This is a genomic window from Nonomuraea sp. NPDC047529 (assembly GCF_040642995.1).
GTDB lineage: Bacteria > Actinomycetota > Actinomycetes > Streptosporangiales > Streptosporangiaceae > Nonomuraea.
The window spans coordinates 1-15,516 of record NZ_JBEYTJ010000014.1 but is presented as its reverse complement, the minus strand read 5'-3'; the positions used below and the strand labels follow the sequence as shown (position 1 = coordinate 15,516).

General features: G+C 74.0%; 13 protein-coding genes. 8 read left to right on the top strand and 5 right to left on the bottom strand.

The features are described from left to right. Positions 1 to 10 precede the first annotated feature (10 nt). Positions 11 to 619, bottom strand: a complete 609-nt coding sequence (locus tag ABZ815_RS22975) for a response regulator transcription factor (protein ID WP_357701018.1) — start codon at positions 617 to 619, stop codon at positions 11 to 13. A 141-nt stretch (positions 620 to 760) separates the two neighbouring features. Between ABZ815_RS22975 and ABZ815_RS22970 the strand changes: the two genes are divergently transcribed. After that, complete coding sequence (locus tag ABZ815_RS22970) at positions 761 to 1,249, top strand: carboxymuconolactone decarboxylase family protein (RefSeq protein WP_357701016.1); 489 nt, start codon at positions 761 to 763, stop codon at positions 1,247 to 1,249. A 14-nt stretch (positions 1,250 to 1,263) separates the two neighbouring features. Here the strand turns inward: ABZ815_RS22970 and ABZ815_RS22965 are convergent, their stop codons facing one another. After that, complete coding sequence (locus tag ABZ815_RS22965) at positions 1,264 to 2,295, bottom strand: zinc-dependent alcohol dehydrogenase family protein (RefSeq protein ID WP_357701014.1); 1,032 nt, start codon at positions 2,293 to 2,295, stop codon at positions 1,264 to 1,266. Between the two features lies 1 nt (position 2,296). Beyond that, on the bottom strand, positions 2,297 to 3,127 hold the full coding sequence (locus tag ABZ815_RS22960) for a helix-turn-helix transcriptional regulator (RefSeq protein ID WP_357701012.1): 831 nt from the start codon (positions 3,125 to 3,127) through the stop codon (positions 2,297 to 2,299). 113 nt (positions 3,128 to 3,240) lie between these two features. Between ABZ815_RS22960 and ABZ815_RS22955 the strand changes: the two genes are divergently transcribed. From ABZ815_RS22955 to ABZ815_RS22945, 3 genes are all read left to right on the top strand, one after another. Then, the gene (locus ABZ815_RS22955) at positions 3,241 to 3,951 is read left to right on the top strand and encodes an SDR family oxidoreductase (protein WP_357701010.1); all 711 of its coding nucleotides are present in this window, start codon (positions 3,241 to 3,243) and stop codon (positions 3,949 to 3,951) included. 35 nt (positions 3,952 to 3,986) lie between these two features. Continuing rightward, the gene (locus tag ABZ815_RS22950) at positions 3,987 to 5,384 is read left to right on the top strand and encodes a glutamate--cysteine ligase (protein ID WP_357701008.1); all 1,398 of its coding nucleotides are present in this window, start codon (positions 3,987 to 3,989) and stop codon (positions 5,382 to 5,384) included. 79 nt (positions 5,385 to 5,463) lie between these two features. After that, the gene (locus ABZ815_RS22945; RefSeq protein ID WP_357701006.1) at positions 5,464 to 6,477 is read left to right on the top strand and encodes a hypothetical protein; all 1,014 of its coding nucleotides are present in this window, start codon (positions 5,464 to 5,466) and stop codon (positions 6,475 to 6,477) included. Between the two features lie 37 nt (positions 6,478 to 6,514). On the opposite strand, the gene ABZ815_RS22940 is transcribed toward ABZ815_RS22945, so the two are convergent. Beyond that, complete coding sequence (locus tag ABZ815_RS22940; protein WP_357701004.1) at positions 6,515 to 7,234, bottom strand: PaaX family transcriptional regulator C-terminal domain-containing protein; 720 nt, start codon at positions 7,232 to 7,234, stop codon at positions 6,515 to 6,517. A 31-nt stretch (positions 7,235 to 7,265) separates the two neighbouring features. Between ABZ815_RS22940 and ABZ815_RS22935 the strand changes: the two genes are divergently transcribed. Both ABZ815_RS22935 and ABZ815_RS22930 read left to right on the top strand, forming a co-directional pair. Continuing rightward, on the top strand, positions 7,266 to 8,918 hold the full coding sequence (locus tag ABZ815_RS22935) for an acyl-CoA dehydrogenase family protein (RefSeq protein WP_357701002.1): 1,653 nt from the start codon (positions 7,266 to 7,268) through the stop codon (positions 8,916 to 8,918). Positions 8,919 to 8,953: 35 nt separating this feature from the next. Next, positions 8,954 to 9,697, top strand: coding sequence for a crotonase/enoyl-CoA hydratase family protein (locus tag ABZ815_RS22930; RefSeq protein ID WP_357701000.1), 744 nt, complete (start codon positions 8,954 to 8,956; stop codon positions 9,695 to 9,697). Between the two features lie 31 nt (positions 9,698 to 9,728). Here ABZ815_RS22930 and ABZ815_RS22925 read toward each other — a convergent pair whose 3' ends face one another. Continuing rightward, positions 9,729 to 11,009 carry an FAD-binding oxidoreductase gene (locus ABZ815_RS22925; RefSeq protein ID WP_357700998.1) on the bottom strand — a complete coding sequence of 427 codons (1,281 nt, stop codon included), beginning with the start codon at positions 11,007 to 11,009 and terminating at the stop codon, positions 9,729 to 9,731. Positions 11,010 to 11,064: 55 nt separating this feature from the next. Between ABZ815_RS22925 and ABZ815_RS22920 the strand changes: the two genes are divergently transcribed. After that, complete coding sequence (locus ABZ815_RS22920; protein ID WP_357700996.1) at positions 11,065 to 14,271, top strand: BTAD domain-containing putative transcriptional regulator; 3,207 nt, start codon at positions 11,065 to 11,067, stop codon at positions 14,269 to 14,271. Positions 14,272 to 14,300: 29 nt separating this feature from the next. Further along, a complete protein-coding gene (gene ligD, locus ABZ815_RS22915) occupies positions 14,301 to 15,497 on the top strand; it encodes a non-homologous end-joining DNA ligase (RefSeq protein ID WP_357700994.1) in 1,197 nt (398 codons plus the stop codon). Positions 15,498 to 15,516 lie beyond the last annotated feature (19 nt).

Genomic DNA, 15,516 nt, shown 5'->3' with positions numbered 1-15,516 from the left:
CGGCAGGAGGTCAGATCCAGCCGGACTCGCGGGCGATGCGGATGGCGTCGATGCGGCTGCGCGCACCCAGCTTGGCCGTCGTCCGGCACAGGTAGTTCCGGACCGTTCCCTCGGCCAGGAACAGCGAGGCGGCGATCTCCCCGATGGAGGCGCCGTCGGCCGCCGCGCCGATCACGTCCAGCTCGCGGGGGGTGAGCGGCGGCTCCTCGGGGCGCATGGCGGCGATGGCCAGCTCCGAGTCGATGACCCGCTCGCCGTCGGCGACCCTGCGGATGGCGTCGGCCAGCCGCTCCGGCGGCGCGTCCTTGGCCATGAACCCCCGTACGTGCACCTCCAGCGCCTGCTTCAGCAGCCCGGGGGTGCCGACGCCGGTCAGGATCAGCACGCCGCAGCCGGGCAGCTTGTCGTGCAGTTCGCGGGCGGCGGCGAGCCCGTCCATGCCCGGCAGGGCGATGTCGAGCACCGCCACGTCCGGACGGCACGACTGGGCGGCGGCCAGGATGTGGTCGCCCCGCTCGACCTCGGCGACGACCTCGATGTCCTCCTCGTAGGCCAGCAGCGCCACAAGCGCCCCTCGTACCAGGTGCATGTCCTCAGCGAGCAACGTTCGAATCACCATGGGATCCTTGCGGTCGACCAGGCTTGCAACGTCCTGCGGGCGTCTTAATCCTGACCTATTGCCCGCACTGTGGAAAGTCCCCCTAAGTGAGGGTAAAGCCGTCCCCCGCAAGAGGGCGCTCATTTGGGGAATGGTCAAGCCATGAAGCCTCGAGTGAAGCCCCTGCCTCCCGCGGAATGGGACGACTTTCAGCAGGCGAACCCCCAGAACGTGTTCACGACGCTGGGCCGGCACCCCGCGGTCTACGAGGGCTGGCTGCGCTTCGGCGGCGCCCTGCTGAACGGCACGCTGCCGGCCCGCGACCGCGAGCTGGCCATCCTGCGCACCGCCTTCCACAGCCGCAGCGCGTACGAGTGGACCCATCACGCCCGCATCGCCCGCGAGGCGGGCCTGACGGACGTGGAGATCGAGTCGGTCCGCCAGCTCGACGCCCTCTGGCCGGTCGAGGACCGCCTGGTGCTACAGGTGGCCGACGACCTCCACTACGCGGGCGACCTCACCGACGCCACCTGGGCTGCCCTGTGCGACCGCTACGACGAGGTGCGCAGGATCGAGCTGGTCGTCCTCGTCGCCCACTACTCCATGCTGGCGCTGGTGCTCAGGGCGCTCGGCGTGCAGCTGGAGGAGTGAGCCCGGCCCGGCGGTCAGCCGCCGGGCACGATCATCGTCACGCCCGGGACCGAGCCGATCGAGGCCAGCGCCTTGCCCGCGTCGGCCAGGCCGATCGTCCGGGTGACGAGCTGGTCGGGGTGCAGGATCCCGGCCCTGATCAGCTCCAGCATGGGCGGGTAGGCGTGCGCGGCCATGCCGTGGCTGCCCAGCAGCCGCAGCTCGTGGCCGATCACGCGGTCCATCGGCACCGGCGTCGGCCCGCCCGGCAGCAGGCCGACCTGGACGTGCCGCCCCCGCCTGCGCAGGCTCTCGACCGAGGCCGCGCACGTGCGCGGGCTGCCCAGCGCGTCGAGCGAGACGTGCGCGCCGCCCCTGGTCAGCTCCCTGACCTGGGCCGCCGTGTCACCCGCCGAGCCGTTGACGAAGTGCGTGGCCCCGGCCAGCTCGGCCAGTTGCAGCGCGTCGGTGCTGATGTCCACCGCCACCACCCGCGCCCCGGACGCCGCCGCGATCATCACGGCCGACAGCCCGACGCCGCCGCAGCCGTGCACCGCCACCCACTCGCCCGGACGCACCTCGCCCACCTGGACGACCGCCCGGAAGGCGGTGGCGAAGCGGCAGCCGAGCCCGGCGGCGGTGGCGTAGGCCATCTCCTCGGGGATCGGCACGAGGTTGACGTCGGCGTGGTCGACGGCGACGTACTCGGCGAAGGAGCCCCAGTGGGTGAAGCCCGGCTGGGTCTGCCGCTCGCACACCTGCTGCTCGCCCGTCGCGCAGGCCGCGCAGGTGCCGCAGGCGCAGACGAACGGCACGGTGACCCGCGCCCCCGGCAGCCAGCCGCGCACGTCGGGGCCCACGGCCTCGATCACGCCCGCCAGCTCGTGGCCGGGCACGTGCGGGAAGACCGTGATGTCGGGGTCGTGCCCCTGCCAGCCGTGCCAGTCGGAGCGGCACAGACCGGTCGCCTCGACCCTGATCACCGCCCCGCCGGGCGCGGGGGTGGGATCGGGCAGCTCGCGCAGGTCGAGTTCCCCGCCGAAGACGTCAAAGGCAACCGCTCGCATCTCATGAGCTTAGAGTGAGTCGCCGCAGGTCGCGCAAGGCCCGGTGGGAGGGCGAGCCGGGCTCGGTGGTGTAGAGCACCAGCCGGAGGTCGTCGCGGTCGGGCCACGGCAGCACCTGGCAGATGGCGTCGATCGTGCCGACGAGCGGATGGGTGACCTGCTTGCGCTGCTCCCTGCGCACCTCGACCTCGTGCCCGGCCCACAGCTCGGCGAACTCGGGGCTGAGCGCCAGCATCTCCGCCACCAGCGCCTGGAGCGCCCGGTCGTCGGGGTAGCGCCCGGCGGCCACGCGCAGGTCGGCGACCGAGGCGCGGGCGAAGCGGCCCTTCTCCTCGTCGGACAGGTGCTCGGCGATGCCGGGCGACATGAACACCCAGCGGATCACGTTGCGCCGGTCGGGAGGCAGGGAGTCCAGGTCGCCCATGAGCATGGCGGCGAGCGGGTTCCAGGCGCGCAGGTCGTAGCGGGCGTCCAGGACGTAGGCGGGGACGTCCTCCAGGAAGGCGAGCAGGTGCAGGATGCCCGCGGGCACGTCCTCCCGGATGCGGGGGGCCTCCAGCAGCCGGCCGGCCAGCCGGAACAGGTGGGCGCGCTCGTCCTGGTCCAGCATGAGCGCCCGGCACAGCGCGCCGAGCACCTGGCGCGACGGGTGCGGGCCCCTGCCCTGCTCCAGCCGGATGTAGTAGTCGATCGACATCCCGGCGAGCTGGGCCACCTCCTGCCGGCGCAGGCCCGGCGTGCGGCGGCGGTCACCGCCCGGCAGCCCCACGTCGGACGGGGTGACGCGGGCGCGCCTGCTGCGCAGGAATGCGGCCAGTTCGTCGCGGTTCATGCCTCCATCCTCCGTCCTGAGGCCAGGTGAGCGGGCTCGCGAAGGTGGTACCGCTGATCCCAGCTTCCGCGGGTCTCTCCCACACCCCTTCCGACCTGGGAGAACGTTGGGCCATGACGACGACTGCCCTCATCACGGGCGCCAACAAGGGAATCGGCCACGAGATCGCGCGGCTGCTGTCGGAGCGGGGGATCACCGCGATCGTGGGAGCCCGCGACGAGGAGCGCGGGCGGGCCGCCGCCGGTCGGCTGGGCCTGCCGTACGTGCGGATCGACGTGACCGACGAGGCGAGCGTGGCCGCCGCCGCCAAGTGGATCGAGGCCGAGTACGGCTCGCTCGACATCCTGGTCAACAACGCCGGGATCGCCGGCGGCCTGGACGGGGGCGTCCCGAGCGCCGCCGGCGCGCAGGCGTTCAGGGACGTCTACGAGACGAACGTGTTCGGCGTGGTCACCGTGACCAACGCCATGCTGCCCCTGCTGCGCAGGTCGCCGGCGGGCCGGATCGTGAACATGTCCAGCGAGCTGGGCTCGATCAGCCTGGCACTCACGCCGGGCGGCCCGTTCTGGGACCTCAACTTCGCCGTCTACAACTCCTCCAAGACCGCGCTCAACATGATCACCGTCTGCTACGCCAAGGAGCTGATGGACACCTCCATCAAGGTGAACGCCGCCAACCCCGGCTACTGCGCCACCGACCTCAACGGGCACACCGGCTTCCGCACCGCCGAGCAGGGGGCGGCCGTCGCCGTACGGCTGGCGACCCTGGACGCCGACGGCCCGACCGGCGCCTACCTGGAGGATGACGGACCGATCGCCTGGTGAGGTGTGGACACCTGCGTAGTGGACAGAAGGGGGCGATGGGACGAGATCTGGACAAGGAGCGGTTCTCCGAGGCGGAGTACGCGCGCTTCGGAGAACGCATCCGGGAGCAACTCGGCACGCTTCGCGAGCTGCTCGAAACCCCCGGCTTCGGGCAGGGGCCGGCCACGATCGGGGCCGAGCTGGAGCTGTTCCTGATCGACCGGCAAGGACGGCCGCTGCCACGCAACGACGAGGTCCGGGACCAGCTCGACGACCCGCGCGTCGTGCTCGAACTGGGCCGCTTCAACATTGAGGTCAACCTCACCCCGACGCCGCTGGCGGGCGCGCCCTTCGAGCGCATGGGGGCCGAGATCCAGGAGACGGTGACCAAGGTGGACGCCGCCGTCGAGGACGGCGGCGCGCTGCCGATCGGCATCCTGCCCACGCTGGACGCGAAGGACTTCACCCGCGGCGCGCTGAGCGACCAGAACCGCTACCGGGCCATGAGCAGGGGCATCAGGCGGCTGCGGCTGGAGCCGTTCCTCGTCAAGATCGAGGACCTGGAGCTGTCGGTGGAGGACGTGATCCTGGAGAGCGCCAACACCTCCTGGCAGGTGCACATCCGCACGCCGCCCGACCGCTTCGCCCGGCTGTTCAACGCCGCCCAGCTCGCCATCGGGCCGGTGCTGGCCGCGTGCGGCAACTCGCCGTTCTTCCTGGGCAGGGACCTGTGGGCGGAGACGCGGATCGCGCTGATGGAGGAGGCGGCCGACGACCGCGACGTGGAGCGGCGCGGGCGCAGGGACGGGCGGGTCACGTTCGGCTCGGACTGGGTGCGGGAGGGCGCGCACGAGCTGTTCGAGCGGTACGTGCAGGACTACGAGCCGATCGTGCCCGACCTGTCCGACGGCGCCGAGCCGCACGAGGTGCCCGAGCTGCGGCTGCACCAGGGCACGATCTGGCAGTGGAACCGGCCCGTCTACGACCCGGCCGACGGCGGGCACCTGCGGGTCGAGATGCGCGCGCTGCCCGCCGGGCCCTCGTGCGCGGACATGACCGCGAACACGGCGTTCCTGCTGGGGCTGACGCTCTCGCAGGCCGAGCGGGACCTGACCGGCTACCGGTTCGCCGAGGCGTACCAGAACTTCTACCGCGCCGCCCAGGACGGGCTGGAGGCCAAGCTGGCCTGGCCGGGCCTGGACGGCGAGTTCGAGGCCGCCGACCTGGTGCTCAGGCTGCTGCCCGAGGCGCGGGCCGCGCTGCTGGCGCACGGGGTGACCCCGCACGACGCCGACACCGCCCTGGACGTCATCGCCCAGCGCACCCGGCTGCGGCGCACCGGCGCGGTCTGGCAGCGCGAGGCGCTGGCGCGCTTCGGCGGCGACCGGGAACGGCTCGTGCGGCGCTACCGGGAGCTGGCCCTGTCGGGCCTGCCGGTGCATCTGTGGGATTGAACGCCAACAAATGCCGCCGTTCGTCCGTCAAACTACTCCGAGAGACGGACGAAGTGAGGCAGATATGGCGGCGACGGGGATGGTTCCGGCCGATAAGGCGCCCTACGCGTTAACGCGGGCCACGGGGACCCTGGCCGAGGGGGCGGCGAAGCTGGCCGGGGAGATCGGCGCGACCGGGGTCGAGGCCCTGCTGGCCCACGCCAACAGGACCGCCGTCCACAAGGGCGCCACGGCGGCGCTGGGCTCGATGCAGCCCAGGCCGTCGGACTGGTACGCCTTCGACGGCAAGGACCAGGACACCGTCGACTGGTACCCGCAGGGCGTGACCTGCGGCGAGGAGTCCGGCAGCATCGGCGTGCCGGTGCTCCTGGTGAGCTGGTACTTCAAGCCGACGCCGGGCGAGCGGGGGATCAGGGTGTCGTTCCTGAGCCCCCGGACGCTGAAGTACCAGCACGCGCTGCTGGTCGAGGCCGCGCCCGACGGGACGTACAAGCCGATCGACGTGCACGCGGGTGGCCTGGCCTGCCACGGCGACCTGCTCTACGTCGCCGACACCTACAACGGCCTGCGCGTGTTCGACCTGGGCAACCTGCTCGACCTGCGCACCGTCCAGAGCGACCTGGGCGATCCCGCGCGCGTCGGGCGTTCCGGCGGCAAGTTCCACGCCTTCGGCTACCGCTACCTGCTGCCGCAGACCGACTGCTGGAAGCTCGCGCGGCGCGGGCCGCACTTCTCGTTCCTGTCGGTGGACCGCAGCGGCGCCACGCCCGCGCTGGTCTCGGGCGAGTACCGGGAGAACGACCCCGGCGGGTGGGTCGCCCGCTGGAACCTGCCCCTGACCGACGGCACGCCCAAGGACGCCTTCGTCATGGGACACCCCAAGATCCAGGGGGCGGTCTCCTGGGGCGGCAAGTGGTACCTGAGCCAGGCGGCCGACGGCAACACCAACGGCAGGCTGCTCGTCCACAGCGGTGACAAGCTGCTGACCAGGCCCTACCCGATCGGGCCCGAGGACCTGACGGTGCGCGGCGGCAAGTTGTGGAGCGTCACCGAGTTCAGGAACAAGCGCATCGTCTTCGCCGTCGCACTCTGAGCCGGGGCCGGGGCGGGGCACCAGGTGGGGGCGGGGATCAGCCCTCCATGTGGGCGCGCAGGACCTCGCGGTAGCGGTGGTCGAAGGCGTCGTAGCGGGCCCGCAGCGCGGCTCCCGGCCAGCCTGCGGGCAGCAGCTCGGCGGGCAGCAGCGGGTCGGCCAGCAGGTGGCGCAGCACGGCGGCCGAGACCAGGAAGCCCTCGGCCAGCCCGTCGGCCCGGTCGAGCGCCCGCTCCAGCTGGTGTGCCTCGGCCGCCCAGCCGTCGAGGTCCCACAGCAGCGGGGTGGGGTCGCCGTGCGGGCGGCCGTCGATCAGCGTGCACTGCGCGGTGACGGTCTCGGGCCAGGCGCGCACCAGGTTCGCCGGACGCAGCCAGGTGCCCTCGCGCAGCTCGCCCATGCGCAGCGCGGACATCGTGTGCCGGAACGCCGCCCGGTCGGCCGGGGCGCGCCGCTCGGCGGTGACCACCGCCACCTCCCACGTGCCGTCCCACGGTTTGGTGTGCGGGTCGCGGCTCTCGTCCTGGCGGGCCTGGCGCTCGACGAGCCGTTCGGACAGCGTGTAGCGGCCGCCCTGCTGCGTCAGGTCGCCGGCCGCCACCATGCGCGACAGCGCCACCCGGACCGTGCCCTCGGCGATGCCGAACAGCGCGCCGATGCGCACCAGATGCCGGACGGGCAGCCGGGGCGGGTGGCTGCCCAGCAGCGCGCTCAGGACCGCCGACCGGGCGCTGAGTGAGGTGTTACGGTCTTCCATCGCGTGTTGATTATATGTAACACTCGCGAGTATGGGCCGGTATCTCATCGAACCTTTCGACCACAGTGACCGCTACGCCACCGAGCGCTACCAGGGGGCGGCCGGGCGCAACTGGTGGACCTGCGACCCCACGCTGCGCCTGCTCATGCGGCGCCACCTCGGCGACGGCTTCGCCTGGGCCGAGCCCCGCCTGGAACGGCTCGGCGCGCTGATGGGCGGCCTGGTCGCCGAGTGCGCCGAGGAGACCGACCGCAACCCGCCCCGCCTGGAGAAGTACGACAAGTGGGGCAGGGACGTCAGCCGGGTCGTCATGCCGCCGTCCTTCGAGGCCGCCCGCGCGGCGCTCATGGAGGACAACTTCACCTCGCCGTCGTTCGCCGAGGAGGCACGGGCGAACGGGGCGGACCCGTCCGCGCTGGCGGCGGCTTGGACGTACCTGCTCGACCAGGCCGACATCGGGATGGGCTGCGCGCTCGGCACCGGCGGGGACATGGTGGTCTCGCTGGCCGAGAAGCACGCGCCGCCGGACGTACGCGACCGGGTCCGGGAGATCTTCGCCGACGGCTACTACTCCGGCGAGGCCGCTCAGATGTTCACCGAACGCACCGGCGGGTCCGACCTGGCCGCCCTGGAGGCGTGGGCCGAGCCCGACGGGGAGGCGTGGCGGCTGACCGGGTTCAAGTGGTTCGCCTCCAACGCCAACGGGTCGGCGTTCGTGGTGCTCGCCCGCACGCCCGACGGCGCGGTGGCGCCGTTCCTGGCGCTGTGGGAGCGGCGCGACGGCTCGCGCAACGGCGTGCGCATCCGGCGGCTGAAGGACAAGCTGGGCACCCGCTCGGTCGCCTCGGCCGAGGTCGAGTTCACCGGCGCCGAGGCGTTCCTGCTGGCCGGCCAGGGCTCCGGCTCCGGGCTCGGGACGATGATGAAGCTCACCAACGCCTCCCGGCTGGGCGTCGCCATGATGGGCGTCGGCGTGGCCAGGCGGGCGCTGGTCGAGTCGATCTGCTACGCCCGCTCCCGCGAGGCGTTCGGCCGCCCGCTCATCGACCAGCCGCTGATGCGCCGCAAGCTCGCCGAGCTGATCGTCGAGGTCGAGGCCGCCCAGGCGATGGTGTTCGACGGCCTGGTCGGCCCCCGGCTGCGGCTCGGCCCCGCGCTGATCAAGCTGCGCGCCGCCCGGCTCGGCCTGACGGCGGCGAGCGACGCGATCGAGGTGCACGGCGGCAACGGCTACATCGAGCAGTGGCCGGTGGCCAGGCTGCTGCGCGACGCCCAGGTCAACCCGATCTGGGAGGGTGGCGACAACATCCTGTGCCTGGACGTGCGCCGCGCCATGCTGCGCGAGGAGGCCCACGTGCCCTTCCTGGCCCGCCTGCGCGCCCTGGCCACCTCCGACCTGGTGAACGCGCGGATCGACGACCTGTCCAAGGCCGTCGAAGCCTGGCACGGGCTCGACCCGGCGCTCGCCGAGGAACGCCTCTACCCGCTGGCCCAGTTCATGGCCGACGTCTACGCCGCCGCCCTGCTGGAGGACCAGGCCGCCTGGGGGCTCGACGACGGGCGCAAGGCCCTGGTCGCCCGCCTGTACGCCGAGGCGCACCTGGCCGACCGCGGCCCGCTGCGCGGCGTCGACGCCCCGGCCGCCGACCACTTCGACGAGCTGCTGGCCGGGGCGCTCGCCTGACAGTACGCTCGCCAGGTCTCCCCGAGGAGGGCCGCATGACCGTACGCGTCGAGCGCGAAGGACCCGTCACGACCGTCGTCCTGAGCAGGCCGGCGGCGCGCAACGCGGTCGACAGGGAGACCGCCGGCGCGCTCACGGACGCGTTCGGCGACTTCGAGCGCTCCGACGCGGCCGTGGCGGTGTTGTGGGGCGAGGGCGGCACGTTCTGCTCGGGGGCCGACCTCAAGGCGCTGGACAACCACGTCGGCGAGGACGGCGACGGCCCGATGGGGCCGACCAGGATGCGCCTGTCCAAGCCGGTGATCGCCGCCGTCGCCGGGCACGCCGTGGCCGGCGGGCTGGAGCTGGCCCTCTGGTGCGACCTGCGGGTGGCCGAGGAGGACGCGGTGTTCGGCGTCTTCTGCCGCCGCTGGGGCGTGCCGCTGATCGACGGCGGCACGGTCCGGCTGCCCCGGCTCATCGGCGCCTCGCGCGCCATGGACCTGATACTCACCGGCCGCGCCGTGCACGCGCCGGAGGCCCTCGACATGGGCCTGGTCAACCGCCTGGTGCCCACCGGCACGGCCCGGCGGCACGCCGAGGAGCTGGCCGCGCGGATCGCCGCGTCCCCGCAGGCGTGCCTGCGCGGCGACCGCATGTCGCTGCTGGAGCAGCACGGCCTCACCGAGGAGGAGGCCATGCGCAACGAGCTGCGCCACGGGCTGGTCTCGCTGCCCGGCGCGGCGGCGGGCGCCGCCAGGTTCGCCGCCGGCGCCGGCCGTCACGGCGACCTCACCTAGCCCGCCGCCCGCGGCTCCCGGGCCCATCGGTTCAGCCGAGCACCGGGAAGTTGGACCTGATGACGCTGAGCGGGTCGCGGGCGCGCTTGAGGTCGCGCAGCCGGGCCAGCGTCTCGGGCGAGAACGCCGCCGCCGCCTGCTCCCCGCCGTGCAGCATCGTGAACGGCCGCCGCCCGCTGCTGAACGGCACCAGCACCTTGCCGAGCCGCTCGATGCGCTCCGAGACCTCCGGCGACGGCAGGCCCAGCGCGTGCACGAGGTACGGCTCCGGCAGCCGCTCCACCGCGCCGCCGCCCTCGACCGGCCTGGCCACCGCCCCGCCCAGGTGCCGGACCTGCACCGCCAGCAGCGGCTCGATCGGCTCCCCGGTCAGCACGCCGGCGACCTCGTCGTCCAGCCTGGTCAGCAGCTCGGTGTGGCCCATGCCGGGGCTCGGGTCGACCGGCTCGTCGCAGATCGAGGCCAGTTCGGCCACCGGCAGCACCCGCCTGGTGTCGGCGATCGCCCCGCCCACGGCCTCCAGCGGCCGCAGCAGCGTCCCGGGGTCGGCCCCGAGGTAGGTGCACTCGACCATGACGAAGCCGGGGGCGCCGGGCGGCGTGAGGAGCTGGAACCACACCGACAGCTCCTCGGGCGCGTCGGCGGTGACCTCGCGGAAGGCCGCCATGACCTGCTCGGCGCGGTCGGCCGGCCACATGATCCGGCCGCCGTACAGGAAGGGCGCGGGGTGCAGGTCGAACTCCATGGCCGTCACGATCGCGAAGTCGCCGCCGCCGCCGCGCAGGGCCCAGAACAGCTCGGGGTCGCTCTCGGCGGTGACCGTGATCCGGCCGCCGTCGGCGTCCACGGCCTCGAAGGCGCGCACGCTGTCGGCGGCGAAGCCGTGCTTGCGGCTGAACCAGCTCAGACCGCCGCCCAGGGTGTAACCGGTCACGCTCACCACCGGCGAGCTGCCCGCCAGGCCGGTCAGCCCGAGCGGGCTCGCGGCGTCCAGCACCTCGCCCCACTTCACGCCCGCGCCGACGCGCGCCACTCCGTCGCGGATCGCCACCCCGCCCAGACGGCCGGTACGCAGCAGGATCGTCCCCTCGGTGTCGCCCGACGCGCCGTGGCCGCCCGGCTGCGCGGTCACCGCCAGGCCGTGCAGGCGGGCGTAGCCGATCACGGCGGCCACGTCGTCGGCGTCGGCGGCCTCGACCACCGCGCGCACCGGCTGCTCGACCGCCAGGTTCCAGGGACGGCGCGCCTGGTCGAAGCCGTCGTCGCCGGGAAGGAGAACGGGGCCGGTCGTCATGTTCCTCAGTTCGTTCATGTGATCGATGATGCTTGGTCCCACTTGCGTGGGAATTGGGGTTGACTTGAGCCCCGTGGAGTTCAGACTGTTCGGTCCGCTTGAGGTGGACGACGACGACGGCGCCCGCCTCGACCTCGGCACCAGGAAGCAGCGGGCGGTGCTGGCCATGCTGGCGCTGGAGCCGGGCCGGATCGTGCCACTGGACCGGCTGATCGAGGAGCTGTGGGCGGGGGAGGCCCCGGCCAGGGCCACCGCCACGCTCCAGGCGTACGTGTCGCACCTGCGACGGGTGCTCGAACCCGGACGCAAGCCGCGCACGCCGCCTCAAGTGCTGCTCACCCGCGAGCCCGGCTACCTGCTCGACATCGCGCCCGGCCAGACGGACGTCGCCCGCTTCGCCACCTGGGCGGCCGACGGCGCCCGGCTGGTGCGGCAGGGCCGGCACGGCGAGGCGGCGCGGGTGCTGGACCGGGCGCTCGGGCTGTGGCGCGGCGAGCCGCTGGCCGAGTTCCCCGGGCTGGCGCCCGACGTGCCGGCCCGGCTGGGGCAACTGCGGCTGGCGGCCGAGGAGGACCTGCTCGAAGCCCGGCTGGAGCTGGGGGAGGCCACCGTGCCCGACCTGGAGGCGCTGACCGAGGCGTATCCGTACCGGGAGCGGGCCTGGCGGCTGCTGGTGCTCGGGCTCTACCGGGCGGGCCGGCAGGCCGACGCGCTGGCCGCGCTGCGCCGGGTGCGCGGGCTGCTGGCCGGACAGCTGGGCATCGAGCCGGGCCCGGAGCTGAAACGCCTGGAGCAGGCCGTCTTCGACCAGTCCCCGGCCCTGGACGCCCCCGGCGGGACGACCGCCGCCGAACCGCCCCGGCGACCGGACGCGGACGACGCGAAGGCCCCATCGGCACCGAGTGCCGCGGCGGGCGGACGGGCGGCGGGAGAACGCCTGGTCGGACGGGAGGCGGAGCTGCGGACGCTGGAAGAGCTGCTGGGCGGCGCCAGGGCCGGGCACGGCGGCCTGGCGCTGGTCACCGGCGAGGCGGGCATCGGCAAGACCAGCCTGGTCAGGGCCGCCGCCGACCTGGCCGCCGCCCGTGGGTTCCGGGTGGAGTGGGGCAGATGCCTGGACGACCCCAGGGCCCCGGCGTTCTGGCCGTGGGCGCGGGCGGGCATGATCCCGCCGTCCCCGCACGCCGAGCTGTTCGACCTCTACGACGCCGTGCTCGCCTCGCTGCGCGGTGGCCCGCTCCTGCTGGTGCTGGAGGACCTGCACTGGGCCGACGCCTCGTCGCTGAAGCTGCTCGGCCACGTCGCGGGCGAGCTGGCGGGCACGTCCGCCCTGATCATCGCCACGCTCCGGCCCGAGCCCGCCGACCAGCCGGCCCAGCTCCGCGAGACGATGGGCACGCTGTCCAGGGAGGGCCGCAGGCTGCCGCTCGCGCCGTTCGACGCCGAAGGCGTGCGCGACTTCCTGCGCCTGCGCGAGGTGAGCGCCGACCCCGGGGAGCTGCTCGACCGCTCCGGCGGCAACCCGTTCTACCTCGCCGAGCTGCTGCGCCTGCCCGAACGCGAACGCCACCTCGTCCCGCCCGGCGCGGCCGACGTGATCGACCGCAGGCTGGCCAGGCTGCCCGGGCCGACGCGGGACCTGCTCAGGGCCGCCGCCGTCGCGGGCCGCGAGGTCTCGGTCGACCTGCTGGCCGCGCTCGTGGAGCAGCCGGTCGAGGACGTCATGACGGGCCTGGAGCCCGCCCTGGCCGCCGGGCTGCTGACCGAGGCCGCCGACTACCGCTTCTCGCACGCCCTCGTCCGCCAGGCCCTCGACGCCGGCCTGACCACCCTGGCCCGCGCCCGGCTGCACCTGCGCGCCGGCCGCTCCCTGGAGGGCGTGCCCGGCGCCGACCCGGCGCTGCTGGCCGGCCACTTCGCCGCGGCGGCCAGGCTGGGTGGGGCGGCCAAGGCCGTCGAGCACGCCACCGAGGCCGCGGCCCAGGCCGCCGCCCGGCACGGCTACCAGGAGGCCGTCGAGCTGTGGGAGCTGGCGCTGGCCCACCTCCCGCCCGGCGACTCGCCGCGGCGCTGCCGGCTGCTCGTCGAGCTGGGCCGGGCCCGCCGCACCCTGGGCGACGCCGCCGGCGCCCGCCGCGACCTGGACGAGGCCGTCGCCCAGGCCCAGCGGCTCGGCGACAAGGACGCGCTGGTGGCCGCCGTCTCGGTGTTCGGCGGCCTGTCGGTGTGGAACTGGCGGCCGTACGGCGTCGTGGACGAGGCGATGGTCACGGTGCTGGAGGACCTGCTGGCCGGCGGCCTCGACCCGGCGTCCAGGGCGGCGCTGCTGGGCACGCTCGGCATCGAGCTGCACTACGGCCCGCGCCGCGCCGAGGGCGAACGGCTGGCGCTGGAGGCCGTCGAGCTGGCCCGCGGCCTGGACGACCCGATGCTGCTGGCCACGGCGCTGAACAACTACCTGATCGCCGGGTTCGTCCCGGGCCGCAACGACGTGCGGCTCAAGGCGGCCGAGGAGATGCTCGCCATTCCCGGCCTGCCCAGGGAGGCCCGGCTGGTGGGACGCGTCCTGCGCATGTCGTGCCTGCTGCGCGCGGGCGACCTGGCCGAGTGGGCCAGGGACCTGGACCGCTGCGAGCAGCTCCTGCACGAGGTGGCCAGGCCCGAGCTGGAGGCGATGGTCCGCGTCTCGCAGACCGCCGCGCACACCCTGCACGCCCGCTGGGACGAGGCCGAAGCCCTGCTCGGCCGCTTCCCCGGCCTCACGTACGGCGGCAGCCTGTGGGGGATCGAGGCGCGCCGCCTGGCCGCCCTCTACACCTGCCGGCGCGGCCAGGACCGGGGCGCGGAGCTGCTGGAGGAGCTGGTGGCGGCGGGGGAGCGGCCGCTGATGAGCCCGGTGCGCCCGCTCGCCGTCCTCGCGGCGCTGGAGGCCGGGCGGCCCGAGGTCGCCAGGGAGCTGATCGGCCGGTGGGGCGTGGAGCTGCGCGAGGACTGGTCGGCGGACTTCCTCCACCCGGTCTGGGGGCTGGTGGCCGCCCGGCTCGGCACGCCCGACCCGGCCGACCTGTACGAACGGCTGCTGCCCATTTCCGGCCAGCTCATCGTCATGGGGATGGGCAGCGCCGCCTGGGGCTCGGTGCACGACGTGCTGGCCGAGCTGGCCGGGCGGCTCGGCCGCGACCGGGAGGCGCGCGAGCACAACGAGGCGGCGGTCGCGCTGCACCGGCGGCTCGGGCTGACGTACTGGGAGGCGCGCAGCCGGGGGTGGCGTCCCGGCTGACTGTCGGACCCGCCGCGTACTGTGATCTCATGCCTGACATCGAGGTCGCGGGGCGTTCCGTCCACATCACCAGCCCCGACAAGGTGGTCTTCCCGCAGTCGGGCCACACCAAGCTCGACCTGATCCGGTTCTACCAGGCGGTGGGCGAGGCGGCGCTGCGCGGCGTGCACGGGCGGCCGATGGTGCTCAAGCGGTTCGTCCACGGCATCGAGCAGGAGGCGTTCTTCCAGAAACGGGCTCCCGCCAAGCGGCCCGACTGGATCGAGGTGGCCGAGCTGCGCTACCGGTCCGGGCTGAGCGCGGAAGAGGTGGTCTGCACCGATCTGGCGCAATTGCTCTGGGTGATCAACCTGGGGTGCGTCGATCTCAACCCCCACCCGGTGCGCGCCGACGACCTGGCCAGGCCCGACGAGCTGCGCATCGACCTCGATCCCGTGCCCGGCGTCGCCTGGGCCGACGTGCTGGCCACCGCGCAGGTGGCGCGGGAGGTGCTGGCCGACCACGGACTGGTCGCCTGGCCCAAGACGTCCGGGTCGCGCGGGTTCCATGTCTATGCCCGGATCGAGCGGCGGTGGCCGTTCGCGAAGGTGCGCAAGGCGGCCGAGACCGTGGCCCGCGAGGTCGAGCGGCGGGCCCCCGACCTTGCGACCAGCCGGTGGTGGAAGGAGGAGCGCCACGGCGTGTTCGTCGACTTCAACCAGAACGCCTACGACCGCACGGTCGCCTCGGCGTACTCGGTGCGCGCGGTGCCCGACGCCCGCGTGTCCACGCCGCTGACCTGGGACGAGGTGCCCGGTTGCCGGCCCGAGACGTTCACGGTCGACAGCGTGCCCAAGCGGCTGGCCGAGCTGGGCGACCCGTGGGAGGACATGGATCTGCACGCCGGGTCGCTCGACGGGCTGCTGGAGCTGGCCGAGGAGCTCGGGCCCGCGCCCAAGCCGCCCAAGGGCAGCGGGCGCAGGCAGCAGACCATGCCGGTCATCGAGATCGCCAGGGCCCAGCACAAGGAGGAGGCGCTGGCGGGGCTCGACCGCTGGAAGGCCCGCCACCCCGAGGTCGCGGCCCTGCTGGAGGCCGCCGACGTGCTGGTCGACGGCATGCGCGGGCGCAGCAGCGTCTGGTACCGGATCCGGGTCAACCTCCAGCACGTGCCGGAGGAGGAGCGGCCGGCGCAGGAGCCGCTGGAGGTCGACTACGACCCCTGGCAGGGCGCCGGCGGCCCCTGACCGGGCGCGGCAGGGCGCC